The organism is Allosphingosinicella sp. (assembly GCF_059502505.1).
The window spans coordinates 199219-213209 of the sequence record NZ_JCACEU010000016.1; the positions used below are offsets into that span (position 1 = coordinate 199219).

At 67.3% G+C, this 13991-nt stretch carries 11 protein-coding genes; 3 read left to right on the forward strand and 8 right to left on the reverse strand.

The window, feature by feature from the left end:
* Position 1: 1 nt before the first annotated feature.
* The 4 genes from atpD to AC5JBD_RS09210 are packed head-to-tail and all read right to left on the reverse strand — an operon-like array spanning position 2 to position 4501.
* The gene (atpD, locus tag AC5JBD_RS09195; RefSeq protein WP_495721990.1) at positions 2-1465 is read right to left on the reverse strand and encodes a F0F1 ATP synthase subunit beta; all 1464 of its coding nucleotides are present in this window, start codon (positions 1463-1465) and stop codon (positions 2-4) included.
* 48 nt (positions 1466-1513) lie between these two features.
* Positions 1514-2401, reverse strand: coding sequence for a F0F1 ATP synthase subunit gamma (locus AC5JBD_RS09200; RefSeq protein WP_495721496.1), 888 nt, complete (start codon positions 2399-2401; stop codon positions 1514-1516).
* A gap of 13 nt (positions 2402-2414) precedes the next feature.
* Positions 2415-3944, reverse strand: coding sequence for a F0F1 ATP synthase subunit alpha (gene atpA / locus AC5JBD_RS09205; protein WP_495721497.1), 1530 nt, complete (start codon positions 3942-3944; stop codon positions 2415-2417).
* 2 nt (positions 3945-3946) lie between these two features.
* On the reverse strand, positions 3947-4501 hold the full coding sequence (locus tag AC5JBD_RS09210) for a F0F1 ATP synthase subunit delta (protein WP_495721498.1): 555 nt from the start codon (positions 4499-4501) through the stop codon (positions 3947-3949).
* Positions 4502-4696: 195 nt separating this feature from the next.
* On the opposite strand from AC5JBD_RS09210, the gene AC5JBD_RS09215 reads away from it, so the two are divergent.
* Both AC5JBD_RS09215 and ada read left to right on the forward strand, forming a co-directional pair.
* Complete coding sequence (locus tag AC5JBD_RS09215; protein ID WP_495721499.1) at positions 4697-5164, forward strand: DUF1203 domain-containing protein; 468 nt, start codon at positions 4697-4699, stop codon at positions 5162-5164.
* A gap of 2 nt (positions 5165-5166) precedes the next feature.
* Positions 5167-6234, forward strand: coding sequence for a bifunctional DNA-binding transcriptional regulator/O6-methylguanine-DNA methyltransferase Ada (ada, locus tag AC5JBD_RS09220; RefSeq protein WP_495721500.1), 1068 nt, complete (start codon positions 5167-5169; stop codon positions 6232-6234).
* Here ada and AC5JBD_RS09225 read toward each other — a convergent pair.
* The 3 genes from AC5JBD_RS09225 to AC5JBD_RS09235 all read right to left on the reverse strand — a co-directional run bounded on the left by AC5JBD_RS09225 (position 6231) and on the right by AC5JBD_RS09235 (position 11724).
* Positions 6231-7772 (reverse strand): tetratricopeptide repeat protein, encoded by a 1542-nt coding sequence (locus AC5JBD_RS09225; RefSeq protein ID WP_495721991.1) that lies wholly within the window; start codon positions 7770-7772, stop codon positions 6231-6233. The genes ada and AC5JBD_RS09225 overlap by 4 nt on opposite strands.
* 118 nt (positions 7773-7890) lie before the next feature.
* Complete coding sequence (locus AC5JBD_RS09230) at positions 7891-9414, reverse strand: hypothetical protein (protein ID WP_495721501.1); 1524 nt, start codon at positions 9412-9414, stop codon at positions 7891-7893.
* A gap of 144 nt (positions 9415-9558) precedes the next feature.
* Positions 9559-11724 carry a primosomal protein N' gene (locus AC5JBD_RS09235; protein ID WP_495721502.1) on the reverse strand — a complete coding sequence of 722 codons (2166 nt, stop codon included), beginning with the start codon at positions 11722-11724 and terminating at the stop codon, positions 9559-9561.
* A 107-nt stretch (positions 11725-11831) separates the two neighbouring features.
* Here AC5JBD_RS09235 and AC5JBD_RS09240 point away from each other — a divergent pair, with 107 nt between their 5' ends.
* On the forward strand, positions 11832-12461 hold the full coding sequence (locus tag AC5JBD_RS09240; RefSeq protein ID WP_495721503.1) for a DUF4197 domain-containing protein: 630 nt from the start codon (positions 11832-11834) through the stop codon (positions 12459-12461).
* 3 nt (positions 12462-12464) lie between these two features.
* Here the strand turns inward: AC5JBD_RS09240 and AC5JBD_RS09245 are convergent, their stop codons facing one another.
* Positions 12465-13964 carry a M20/M25/M40 family metallo-hydrolase gene (locus tag AC5JBD_RS09245; RefSeq protein ID WP_495721504.1) on the reverse strand — a complete coding sequence of 500 codons (1500 nt, stop codon included), beginning with the start codon at positions 13962-13964 and terminating at the stop codon, positions 12465-12467.
* Positions 13965-13991 lie beyond the last annotated feature (27 nt).

The following is a 13991-nucleotide window of genomic DNA, read 5'->3' on the forward strand; positions in this document are numbered from 1 at the left end:
CTTATGCCGCTTCCGCCGCGAGGCGCTGGGCCTTCTCGACCGCCTCTTCGATGCCGCCGACCATGTAGAAGGCGGCTTCCGGGAGGTGGTCATATTCGCCGCTGACCACCGCCTTGAACGAGCGGACGGTGTCTTCCAGCTGGACGAACTTGCCCGAGATGCCGGTGAAGACCTCGGCGACGTGGAAGGGCTGGGAAAGGAAGCGCTGGATCTTCCGCGCGCGGCTGACGGTCAGCTTGTCCTCTTCGCTCAGCTCGTCCATGCCGAGGATGGCGATGATGTCCTGCAGCGACTTATATTTCTGCAGCGTCTCCTGGACGGCACGCGCCGTGTCGTAATGCTCCTGGCCGACGGTCCGCGCCGTCAGCACGCGCGACGTGGAGTCGAGCGGATCGACCGCCGGGTAGATGCCGAGCTCGGAAATGGCGCGCGACAGCACGGTCGTGGCATCGAGGTGGGCGAAGGAGGTGGCCGGAGCCGGATCGGTCAGATCGTCCGCGGGGACGTAGATCGCCTGCACCGAGGTGATCGAGCCCTTGTTGGTCGAGGTGATCCGCTCCTGCAGCGCGCCCATGTCGGTCGACAGGGTCGGCTGGTAGCCCACCGCCGAAGGGATACGGCCGAGCAGCGCCGACACTTCCGAGCCCGCCTGGGTGAAGCGGAAAATGTTGTCGACGAAGAAGAGCACGTCCTGGCCTTCGACGTCGCGGAAATATTCCGCCTGGGTCAGACCCGACAGGGCGACGCGGGCGCGGGCCCCCGGCGGTTCGTTCATCTGGCCGAACACCAAGGCGACCTTCGAGCCTTCAGGGGTTGGGTTGCCGGCCTCGTCCTTGGCGATGACGCCGGCTTCGAGGAACTCGTGATAGAGGTCGTTGCCCTCGCGAGTGCGCTCGCCGACGCCCGCGAACACCGAGGTGCCGCCATGGCCCTTGGCGATGTTGTTGATCAGCTCCTGGATGAGCACGGTCTTGCCGACGCCGGCGCCGCCGAACAGGCCGATCTTGCCGCCCTTGGCGTAGGGGGCGAGAAGGTCGATCACCTTGATGCCGGTGACGAGGATGGCGGTCTCGGTCGACTGGTCGACGAAGAGCGGGGCCTCGGCGTGGATCGGGGCGGTCTCGCTGTGGCCAATGGGACCGCGCTCGTCGATCGGCTCGCCGACGACGTTCATGATTCGGCCGAGCGTCATCGGGCCGACGGGGACGCGGATCTGCGAGCCGGTGTCCATCACGGCCTGGCCGCGGGTGAGGCCGTCGGTCGAATCCATTGCGATCGTGCGAACCGTGTTCTCGCCGAGATGCTGGGCGACCTCGAGGACGAGACGGCTGCCGTTATTGTCGGTCTCGAGCGCCGAGAGGATCTCGGGCAGGTTGCCGTCGAAGCTGACGTCGACGACGGCGCCGATCACCTGGCTGACGCGGCCGACATTGTTGGTGGTGGCCGGAGCGGACTTGCGCTCCATGGTGACGACTTCAGGCTCAAGCATTTGCGTTTCCTTGCCTTCTGATTCTTAGAGCGCTTCGGCGCCGGAGATGATTTCCACCAGCTCGGTCGTGATCGCGGCCTGGCGGGTGCGGTTGTACTGGATCGACAGCCGGTTGATCATGTCGCCGGCGTTGCGGGTCGCGTTGTCCATTGCGGTCATGCGGCTGCCTTGTTCGGACGCGGCATTTTCGAGGAGGGCGCGGAAGATCTGCACGGCGACGTTGCGCGGGAGGAGTTCGGTCAGGATCTCCTCTTCGCCCGGCTCATATTCGACCGCTGCGCTGACGCCTGAAGCTGACGAACCTGACACCTCCCCGCCAAACGGCACCGGGATGATCTGCTGCTGGGTCGGTTCCTGGACGAGGGCCGACTGGAAGCGGGCGTAGAAGAGGTGGACGACGTCGATGCCGTCGGTCGTGTAGCGGTCGACGATGTCGTTCGCGATCGCCTGGGCGTCGGCGAAGCTCACCTGCTTTATCGCGCTGGTGTCGTATTGATGGACGATCTGCTTCGGGAAGAGGCGCTGGATGACCGCGCGGCCCTTGCGGCCGACAAGGTAGAAATAGACCGTCTTGCCCTGGCGCTGGAGCTCGTCGGCGGCCTTGCGGGCGGCGCGAACGATGTTCGAATTGAACGCACCCGCGAGGCCGCGGTCGGAGGTGGCGACGACGAGCAGGTGCGTGTCCTGCTTGCCGGTGCCGGCCAGCAGCTTTGGGCTTTGCGGGCCGATCACCACCTTGCCGGCGAGGCTCGCCATCACGCCTTCGAGGCGCTGCGCATAGGGGCGGCCGGCCTCGGCCGCCTGCTGGGCGCGCCGCAGCTTGGCCGCGGCGACCATCTTCATCGCCTTGGTGATCTTCTGCGTCGACTTGACCGACGCGATCCGCCCTTTGAGCGCCTTGAGGCTGGCCACGTCCCGCTATCCCTTAGCCGAACGACTTGGCGAAATCGCCGACGATGGTCTTGAGCTGACCGGCCGTGTCGTCGTCGAGCGTTTTGGTGTCGCGGATCTTGCCCAGGACCCCAGCATGCTCGTTGCGCATGTGGCTGAGCAGCGAACTCTCGAAGCGGACCACCTGGTTGACCGGCACCGTGTCGAGGAAGCCGTTCACGCCCGCGAAGATCGAGACGACCTGCTCTTCGACCGGCATCGGGTTGAACTGCGGCTGCTTCAGGAGCTCGGTCAGGCGCGCGCCGCGGTTGAGGAGGCGCTGAGTCGAGGCATCGAGGTCCGAGCCGAACTGGGCGAAGGCGGCCATCTCGCGATACTGGGCGAGCTCCAGCTTGATCGAGCCGGCGACCTTCTTCATCGCCTTGGTCTGCGCGGCCGAGCCGACGCGGCTCACCGAGAGGCCGACGTTGATGGCCGGGCGGATGCCCTGGTAGAAGAGCTCGGTCTCGAGGAAGATCTGGCCGTCGGTGATCGAGATGACGTTGGTCGGAATGTAGGCCGACACGTCGCCCGCCTGCGTCTCGATGATCGGCAGCGCGGTCAGCGAGCCCGATCCGTTATCCTCGTTCATCTTCGCGGCGCGTTCGAGCAGGCGCGAGTGGAGGTAGAAGACGTCGCCCGGATAAGCTTCGCGGCCCGGCGGACGGCGCAGCAGCAGCGACATCTGGCGGTAGGCGACGGCCTGCTTGGACAGATCGTCGTAGACGATGACGGCGTGCATGCCGTTGTCGCGGAAATACTCGCCCATCGTGCAGCCGGTGTAGGGCGCCAGGAACTGCAGCGGGGCCGGCTCGGACGCGGTCGCGGCGACGACGATGGAATATTCCATCGCGCCATTCTCTTCAAGCGCGCGAACGATCTGGGCGACGGTGGAGCGCTTCTGACCGACGGCGACGTAGATGCAATAGAGCTTCTTCGACTCGTCGTCGCCGGCATTGGCCGTCTTCTGGTTGATGAAGGTGTCGAGCGCGACGGCCGACTTGCCGGTCTGACGGTCGCCGATGATCAGCTCGCGCTGGCCGCGGCCGACCGGGACGAGCGCGTCGAGCGCCTTGAGGCCGGTCTGGACCGGCTCGTGCACCGACTTGCGCGGGATGATGCCGGGCGCCTTCACCTCAACGCGGCGGCGCTCGGTGGACTCGATCGGGCCCTTGCCGTCGATCGGGTTGCCAAGACCGTCGACCACGCGGCCGAGCAGGCCCTTGCCGACCGGAACGTCGACGATGGTGCCGGTGCGGCGAACGGTGTCGCCTTCCTTGATGGCGCTGTCATTGCCGAAGATCACGGCGCCGACATTGTCGGCCTCGAGGTTCAGGGCCATGCCCTGGATGCCGCCGGGGAAGGCGATCATCTCGCCGGCCTGAACATTGTCGAGGCCGTGGATGCGGGCGATGCCGTCGCCGACGGAGAGCACGGTGCCGACTTCGCTGACCTGCGCTTCGGTGCCGAAGCTGGCGATCTGGTCGCGGATGACCTTGGAAATTTCTGCGGCGCGGATGTCCATTTTCAGCCTTTCATCGCGTGAGCGAGGGAGTTCAATTTGGTGCGGATTGAGCCGTCGATCATCTGGCTGCCGATCTTGACGACGAGGCCGCCGAGAATGGCGGGATCGACGCTGAGATCGACGGCGACGTCGCGGCCGATGCGGGTGCGGAGATTCTGCCGGAGCGCCGCGACCTGGTCGTCGCTGAGCGGGTGGGCGGAGGTGACTTCGGCCGTCGTCTCGCCGCGATGATTGGCGGCGAGCATGTTGAAGGCGCGGATGACCTGAGGGAGCTGCGCCAGGCGGCGGTTCTGGGCGAGCACGCCGACGAAGTTGCTGGTGATCGGATCGAGCCGCATCGACTTTGACGTCGCCGCAACGGCGGAAGTCGCCTGGTCGCGCGACACCAAAGGACTGGTGGTCAGCTCGCGGAAATCGTCCGAATCGGCGAGCGCCTGCCGCAGCGTCGCGAGGCTCGCGCCGACCGCTTCCAGCTGCTTCTCGTCACGCGCCAGCTCGAACAGAGCGGTCGCGTAACGACCCGCCAAACTTGCCTGAATGCCGCCGGAATTCTCCACGCGCGCCCTAACTCCCAGATCGGATATTTGCCCATGCGAAAAGAGGCCGCTGCGGGCCTCCTGTGGGTCGGCGCGCCGTTAGCAGGGGCTTCCACCGGATGCAACCGCTGCGGAGCGCCGCAAATGCTTTGAAAGCAAGGCGCGGGACGCGACGGCTATCAAGATGCGTCATCAGGGCGGCGGAAGGATTTGGTCATGGCCTACAGAATCTCAGGATTGGCACGGCAGGAGTTCGAGCCATTGTTCGAGCTTGGCGAGGAGGAGCTTGCCCGGCGCAACGCGCGGAGGGTGAGGGCTGATTCGCCGACAGGCTTTCCGTGCCGGGTGACGCTGGAGGATGCGGAGCCCGGAGAGGGCCTGATCCTGCTCAACTATGTCAGCCATGACGTGCCGACGCCGTTTCGCACGGCTTACGCCATCTACGTGAGGGAGGCGGCGGGGGAACCGCCATGCTATAGGGATGAGGTTCCGGCTTTGCTGGACAAGAGGACGCTGGGCCTGCGCGGGTTCAATGCCGAGGGGATGCTGCGCGGGGGGCTGCTGGCGATGCCGGGTGAGGCCGATGCGCGGATCCGGGAGCTGTTCGAGCGGCCGGAGATTGCGAGCATCCACGCGCATAATGCGGCTGTCGGCTGCTTCCTGGCGCGAGTGGAGAGGAACTGACGATGGCGACTGCAGCAAGGCCGCAGCTCTCTCCGATCGACGAGGAGTTGGCCTGGACTCGGGTGATGGCGCGCGACCGGGCGGCGGACGGCAGGTTCGTCACCGGCGTGCTGACGACCGGCATCTATTGCCGCCCCTCCTGCGCGGCGAGGCATCCGAAGCGCGAGAATGTGCGCTTCTTTGCCACGGGAGCGGAGGCGGCCGCTACCGGGCTGAGGCCGTGCCTCAGGTGCAGGCCGGATGAGGTCAGCCGTGAGGCGGCGGCGCTGGACAAGGTGTTCCGGCTCCTGGAACGGGCGGAGGAGCCGCCCCCGCTGGAGGCGCTGGCGGAGGTCGCCGGCTATTCGCCGCACCATTTCCATCGCCTGTTCAAGCGCGCGACCGGAGTGACGCCGGCGGCGTATGCACGCGGCAAGCGCGCCGAGAGCATGGCCCGCAGCCTCGAGCAGAATGGGAGGGTGACCGATGCGATCTATGACGCCGGCTATTCAGGGCCGGGGCGCTTCTACGCCGATGCGAAGGCGCGGCTCGGCATGACGCCGACGGCCTGGCGCGACGGCGGGCGCGACGAGACGATCCGCTGGGCGACGGCGGAAACCTCGCTGGGCACGATGCTGGTGGCGGCGACGGAGCGCGGCATCTGCCGGCTTTCGTTCGACGAGGGCGAAAACGAGCTTCGCGCCCGCTTCCCCCACGCGACGATCGAGCGGGGAGGCGAGGCGATGGCGGCTTTGGTGGCAGGCGCGGCGGCGGCGGTCGAGGCGCCGGAGCGACCGCACGACCTGCCGCTCGACGTGCGCGGAACGGCCTTCCAGCAGGCGGTGTGGCGGGAGCTGAGCCGCATTCCTCCGGGCGAGAGCCTGAGCTATGCAGCCTTGGCGGTGCGGGCGGGCAAGCCGGGCGCGGCGCGGGCGGCGGGTTCGGCCTGCGGCGCGAACAACATCGCCGTGCTCATCCCGTGCCACCGCGCCCGCCGCGGCGACGGCTCGCCGGGCGGCTTCGCTTACGGGCTGCAGCGAAAGGCGGCACTGCTCGAGCGGGAGGGCTGGGAGGCCGGCTCCGACGCCTAGGCAGGGTCCTTCGCAGCTTCTTCTTCGGAAGCGGGTGTATCGAAGCGCTGGAGCGCCGCCGCGGCGCCGCCCTTGTCGAGAGAAGCGATGATCGCCGCGGCGACCGCGCCCATGCCGCCCGAATGCGGATCGAAGGCGATCGGCCCGAGCACGTGGCGCGCCTCCTGGGCCTTGCCGTCGACGAGATACTGGCGCGCGACCATCATCCTGAGGCCGCGGTCCTGGGGCGCGAGCTGGAAGGCATGGTTCAGCCCCATCACCGCATTGGCGGTGGGCTTCGCGTCGCCCGCGAAATAGCTGTTGTAGAAGAGGATCAGCGGCTCCGGATCGTCCGGGTCGAGCCGATTGGCGGCGGCGAACAGCTTGCGCGCCTCGGCGACGGCCTTCGCCTTCTCGCTTGAATCCCTGGCCAGCGCCAGCATCGCCCGGCCCTTGTAGAGCAAGGCGTCGATCGACTTCGGGTCGGCCGCCAGGGCGCGGTCGGCGGCGGCGATCGCCTCCTTATACTGGCCAGCGTCGAACTCCGCCTCCGCCAGCGTCACCTGGACCGCGGCATCGTTCGGGAAGGGCGCGGCGGCCTTGCGCATCAGCGGCAGCAGCTCGCGCGCCTGCTTGTCGTCGACGCCGCGCCTGGAGCGGATCTTGAGGTCCATAACGGCGTCCTCGCCGGCGCTCAGTTCACGCACGTCGATCCGGCCGGTCTTCAGCTTCGCGGGCGGGATCTTCATATACGACATGCGCCGCTGCATCATGTATCTGTCGACCTCGCGCTGGAGCAGCTGGAGGTCGCCGAAAGCGGCGGTCGCGGCTTCCGTCCCGGTCTTGCCGCTGTTCAGCGCCTTCAAATATTTGCCGAGCTGCGGCCGGCGCTGCTCGTTGAAAGTCAGATAGTGGGTGAGCAGCCAGCCGCGGCCGTAAATGGCCTCGAGCTGATCGGGCCGCAGCCGCTCGTTGCCGAGCGCCATCATCTTGTCGAGCGGCAGCGGATTGCCGCTCATCAGGCCATAGGCACGGTGAAGGGCCGGGCGGCCGATGCCGACGCTGCCGTCATCCTCGAACTCGGAGGTTGCGTGGAACTCGGCGAAACCCTCGATATACCAGGACGGGAAGGCGACCGGATAATTTTCGAACATGAAATGATGGGCATATTCGTGGCGCAGCACGCCTTCCTCGTCGAGGGCGTTCTGGCCGCCGCCGAGGCCTCGCCTGGGCACGATCGCGATCGATCCGCCGGCACGCGGAACGTAGAAGCCCGCGATGCTGCCGCTCCCCCTGCCGTGCAGCCGCCGCACCGTGCCGAGGTCCGGCACGACGTAGATGGTGAGGCGGTTGGCGGCGCCGGGGTCGTAATCGGCGAGCCCGCGGATGAAGCGCATCGCCGAATCGTAGCGCTCGAGCCGCTCGGCGAACTTCCTGAGCGAGTCCGGACTTTCCTCCGAATAGATGACGAAGTGCGTCGAACTCGCCTGGCGCCACTTCGCCTCACCGACGGCTGGAAAGGCCAGTGCGAGCAGCAGAGCTGCGATTCCGAATAGCATCCTCACTGTATCACTCATCCCGATGGAGCTGTAACATCTATTTGCACTCCGAACCTAGGCGGTCCCGGAGCATCATTCTCACACGCACGGCCGCGGCAAGCGCCCGCGAGATCGGCCGTCAGGCGGCCTTATTCTGTGCGCGCTTGCCTTCCAGCCGCCGCAGCATGTCGCGTGCGGTCTCGCGCTTGACCTCGCCGGCCCCCCGATATTTTTCTTCGAGCTCCAGGCGTCGCTTCCGCTGCTTTTCGGTTTCGCGATGCGGCAGCCTGTAGGCCGCCGGACGGATGATGGCGATCGCATCTTCGATCATGTTTCGCTGCTCGAAATCCGCCGCCACCTTGTAGCGCAGATCGGCATCGCTCGGCGCGAGCTCCATCGCCTGGTAGAGGGCTGCCTGCGCGTCGTCCGGAGCGAGCCTGCCGGGGCCGGCATGGCTGTCATAGAAAGCCTCAAGCGCGATCGGATCGTTGGGCGCCGCCTTGACGGCGCGCACCAGATACTGGCGCGCTGCGGTCCAGGCCTGGGCGTCCGCGGAGGAGGTCGCCTGCAGCCGTGAGACTTCGGCGAGCCCTTTCTGGACCAGACCGCGGGGATCGTTGGGCGCGATCCTGAGCAGCCGATCGGCTGCCTTCGCCGCGGCATCGGAATTGCCGGCCAGGCGCTCCGCCTCCGCCAGCAACGCCAGGGCAAAGGGGTCTTCGGGGAAGCGCGCCGCCGCCTGCCGCACCTCGCCGGCGACCTCCGCCGCCTCGCGCTGGGTTATGCCCCCTGCAAGCTTGATCGAGTGCGCCATCATGGCGTCCTCGGCTGGCGGCAGCTCGCGAACCGCGATCGGACCCACGTCGATCTTCTTGAACGGCAGGCGCAGGATCGAGAATTTGCCGCGCCCGGCATAGCCGAACAGCTCGTCATTATAGGCGCCGACGTCGCCAAAGGCGGCCTTGGCGGCCTGTTCGTAGGTGGCGCCGCCGTTGATCGTGTTCAGATAGACCTGGATCTGCTTGCGCCGCTCAGGATTTTCGAAGGCGTGGCGGAGCATGAGCCACCCTTGAGCGTACAGCAGATCGACTTCGGGCACGTCCGCATAGCTCTGCGCCTTGAGCAGCTTGTCCAGCGGCAGCCAGCGATTGAAGGAGAAGGAAAGAAATCGACTATTGGCCGGAAGGCCGATCTCGACGACATCCTTGTCGAGGATATCGGTCGCGCCCCAGAATTCCGCAAAGCCTTCGCTGTACCAGGTGGGGTAGGTGGCGGGGAAATATTGATACATGAAATGGTGTGTATATTCGTGGAGCAGGATGCCCTCGGCATCGAGCTCGGCATAGGCGCGGGCGGTCCTGGCATCGTTGCCGAGCCGCCGTCCCGTGTCGTGCGTGCCCACCATCATCAGCCCGCGGGCATCGGGAATGTAATAGCCCGCCACGCCGTCGGCGTCGGCCATCCGGCCGACCGCGGCGATTGTCGGCAGCAGGAAGACCTTGAGCTTGATCGGGCTCGGCGGCGCAGTCACGTTGTGATAGGCGCGAAGCACATAATCGAACTTCTCGAGCTTCGCGGCGAATTCGCGCAGTTCCTGCTCGCCGCCTTCGGAATAGACGATGAAATGATTCGTCGTGGCCTCGCGCCATTCGGCTCGAGACATAGCCGGCGTGGCGACGGCCATTAGGAGAGCAGCAAGCTTGATTAACGTCCTCACCGGTTTTCATCCCTTAAAACCAAGCGGTAGCAACCAGTTACACGAAGTCGTCCGGGTTGCAACCTGTGCCTCGCCGCAAGGCTTGGCAGGTTAGAGGAAGCTGTACGGATCCACGTCGACGGCGACGCGTACGCCGCGGGGCCAGTCGAGCTTGCCGAGCCAGTCGCGGATGATGTCCTGCACGGGCAGCGAGCGCGCGGCGTGGACGAGAAGGCGCTGGCGGTGGCGGCCGCGCAGCATGGCGAGCGGCGCGGGGGCGGGTCCGAAGACGGCCATGTTCTCCACCTTAGGTGCGGTGCGGGCGATGAGGCGGGCCGTCTCGGTGGCCTCGCTGAGATCCTCCGACGAGATGATGATGCCGGCGAGACGGCCGAAGGGCGGCATGGCCGCCTCGCGTCGCGCTTCCGTCTCGGCGGCGTAGAAACCCTCGGCATCGCCGCCGACGAGGGCGGCGATGACGGGGGCGGATGGCTCGTGGGTCTGGACGAGGACGCGACCCGGCTTCTCGCCGCGGCCGGCGCGGCCGGAGACCTGGCTGATCTGCTGGAAGCTGCGTTCGGCGGCACGAAGGTCGCCTCCCGAAAGACCGAGATCGGCGTCGACCACGCCGACCAGGGTCAGGTTCGGGAAATGATAGCCCTTGGTGACGAGTTGGGTGCCGACAACGATGTCGATCGCCCCGGCTTCCATTCGGGCGACGAACTCGGCCGCTTTGGCCGGCGACCAGATCGTGTCGGACGTGACGACCGCGGTCCGCGCGTCCGGGAACAGCGCGTGCACCTCGTCCGCGATCCGCTCTACGCCTGGACCGACGGGGACGAGGCTGTCCTCCTCCTTGCACTCCGGGCAGGCGTGGGGCGGGGGCATCATGTGGCCGCAATGGTGGCAGGCGAGGCGGTGGACGAGCCGGTGCTCGACCATCCAGGCGGTGCAGTTCGGGCATTGGAAACGGTGACCGCAATGGCGGCAGAGGGTGAGCGGCGCGTAGCCGCGGCGGTTGAGGAAGAGCAGAGACTGCTCGCCGCGTTCGAGATTGGCCTGAAGCTCGGCGACCAGGGTTGGCGCGAGCCAGCGGCCGCGGGGCGGCGGGTCCTGGAGGAGGTCGATGGCGGCGATGTCCGGCATCTCGGCGCCTCCGAAGCGGGCGGGGAGCTTGACCTCGCTGTAGACGCCGATCTCGGCCATGTGGCGGGTCTCGATGGCGGGCGTGGCCGAGGCGAGGATGACCGGCACAGCCTCAAGCTTCGCGCGCATCACCGCCACGTCGCGGGCATGATATTGGACGCCGTCCTCCTGCTTGAAGCTGGTCTCATGCGCCTCGTCGACGACGATCAGGCCGAGCTGGCTGTAGGGCAGGAACAGCGAGGAGCGGGCGCCGACCACCACCTTGGCGTCGCCGGTGGCGATGGCGCGCCAGGCGCGGCGGCGCTGGGACTGGCGGAGGCCCGAATGCCAGGCGACCGGCTCGCAGCCGAAGCGCGCGGCGAAGCGCTTCAGGAACGGCTCGGTCAGCGCGATCTCGGGCAGGAGGACGAGCGTCTGGCTGCCCATGCGCAACGCTTCGGCAACCGCCTCGAAATAGACTTCGGTCTTGCCCGACCCGGTGACGCCGTCGAGCAGGAACGGCGCGAACTCGGCATTCTGCACCGCCAGCACGAAGTCGCGGGCTGCCTCGCGCTGCGCCTGTTCGAGGCGAGGCGGGTGATGGTTGGGATCGGGCCGGGGGAAGGGGTCGTCGACCGAGACCTCTATCGCTTCGATCGCGCCGGACTTCACCAGGCCGCGGATCACACCGTCGGACACGTCGGCGGCGAGAGCGAGCTCGCGGACCAGCCCCTGCCGGCCTTCGATCCGCTCCAGTGCCTGCTGGCGCTGCGGCGTGAGCCGGTCGGGGACGAGGCCGGTCGAGCGATATTCGGTGACGGTGCGGGCGCCATCTAGCGCGCTGGCCGAGGCGAGGGTCATGCGCAGCACCGAGGGGAGCGGCGCCAGATAATAATCCGACGTCCAGTCGATAAGCCGCCGCAGCGTCTCGGACAGCGGCGGCAGGTCGTAGATCTGGAGCAGCGGGCGCAGGCGGTTGTCGCCGACTTCCTCGGCGCCGGCGCGATCCGGCTCCCAGACGACGCCCGTCATCTGCCGCGGCCCGAGCGGCGCGAGCACGATCGAGCCCGGTTCCGCGCTCATCCCGTGCGGCAGGCGGTAATCGAGCGGGCCGAGCGCTGCATTGAGGAGGATGACGCGGACGCGGGACATAGGGCCGCTAGATCGAGTCTCCGTGGCCAAAAGACAATGACGCGATCTGGGCCGCGGACGAGCAATGGCGTTGAACGGATCGGCTCCGACCTCGTAACGGACGCTTCATGACCAGTCTTTCCCGCCGAACGATCCTCACCGCAGCCCTGGCCGCGCCGTTGCTGGGCCTGCCCGGCTGCGCGACCATCGGCAATCACGCCTATGAGGATGCGGTGCGGCGGTTGCTTGCCATTTCCTCCGAGCGCGCCTTCGCCCGACTGCTCCGGGAGGACGGCTTTTCCGGCGACGACCTGACCAGGATCACGCTGCCGGCGGCGCTTGGCCGGACTGAAAGCGCCGAGCGGCTGCTTCGCCAGGTCGACTATGCCGCCCGGGTGGCGGCGGAACGGGCGCCGACGGTGGTGCGCGACGCGATCGCCAACATGACCATCATCGATGCCGCGGCCGTGTTCGACGGCGGCCCGACGGCGGCGACCGATCTGCTGAGGGGCGAGATGGGCGAAACGCTCTTCACGGCACTCATGGCCGGCGTGGGCGAGGCGCTCCGGATGGGGGACAGCGCGGCCGTCGATCAGGCACTGGCCGCGGAGACGAGCATCAATCTCGAGGGCCTTCGCCTCGAGGTCGCCCGCCAGACGAGCGAAGCCATCTACAAGGCGATCGGCCGCGAGGAGGCGGCGATCCGCGCCGATCCCTCGTCGGTCGGCGACCTGATCCTTCGGTCCTCGCTCCGCTAGGGCCTATTTCATCGTCATCACGGCTGCGATGGCCGCGATGCCATTCCAGAGATTGGCGAGCCGGATATTCTCGTCCTCGGCATGCTGGTTGTTGTCGTGGTTCCAGAGCGCGACGCTGACGTTCGGCACGCCCAGTTCCTGGCGGATGAGGTAGAGCGGCAGGCTCCCGCCCATGGTCGGCAGCAGCACGATCGCGCCATGCTTCCGGAGCGCCGCCGCGACGTCGCGGGCGAGTGGATGATCGATGCTGGTGCGCTCCGCCGGATAGCCGGGCGTGGGCGTGACTCTCGCGACCCTGGCGAAGCGCTGCCGCTCCTCCGCAGTGGGGTCGCGATCGAATACCTCATAGCCTTGCGCACGGATGTGGCGGACCAGCTTCTCGACCTGCCGGTCCGGCGTGTTGCCGAGGACGAGCCGGAGATCGAGCGCCGCCGTCGCCGTCGCGGGGATGACATTGCGCGAATTCGCGCCGACATCGGCGCTCCGCATGCCGTTGATGTTGAGCGACGGGAGGTGGATGAGCTCGGTCAGCCGGGCGCCGCCGCCCTCGGTCGAGCCGAGCGCGAGGTCGGTCTTCAGGGCCTCGTCCGCCACCGGAACCTCGCCGATCGCTCTCCGCTCCGCCTCGGTCAGCGGAACGACATCGTCGTACCAGCCGGCAATGGTCACCCGTCCGGTCTCGTCCTTCATCGAGGCGAGCAGCTCCGCCAGCATCATCGCCGGGTTGGGCGCCCAGTTGCCATAATGGCCGCTGTGGAGCGGACGGGAGGGTCCGTAGACGGTGACCTCGGCATTGACGTCGCCGCGTACGCCGAGCGCGAGCTGCGGCGGCCCAGACTGGTGCGCAGGGCCGTCGATGATGACCCAGCCATCGGAGGCCAGCGTAGTCTTGTGACGGCGGAGCAGGGCTGCCAGATTCGGTGAGCCAGCTTCCTCCTCGCCCTCGAACAGGATCTTTAGGTTGAAGGCGGGCCGTTTCCCTTCCGCCTTCAGTGCATCGACGGCGGCGAGGATCGCCATCACGCCCGCTTTGTCATCCGATGCGCTGCGGCCGTAGATCCGCCAGTTGGGATCGACCTCACGCTCCGTTATCCAGACGGAGAGGGGCTTTCCGCCCTTGTCGTGCCTTGCCGAGAGGAGGAGCGGCTCGAACGGCTTGGTCACCGTCCAGTCCTCCGCCGTCACCGGCTGGCCGTCATAATGAGCATAGAGGATGAGCGTCCGCTCCGCTCCCGGCACTAGCCATTCGCCATAGACGAGCGGCGGAGACTTGCCGTCCTCGCTCTCCAGAAGCCGCGGCGAGAGGCCGCGGCGCTGCATCATGGCCGAGATGTGCTCGGCGTTGCGGCGGATGTTGGGAGTGTCCGAGGCGACGTTGGGGATCGCGAGCAGGTTAACATATTCTACGAGGAGCGCGGATCGGTTGGCCTCGACCCAGCTTTCCGGGCTGGCGGCGGCCGGAGACGAGGCGAGCATTGCCAGCAGAGAGGCGGTCCAGCGCATCCTTTTCTCCTTTGCCCCGTCGAGGGC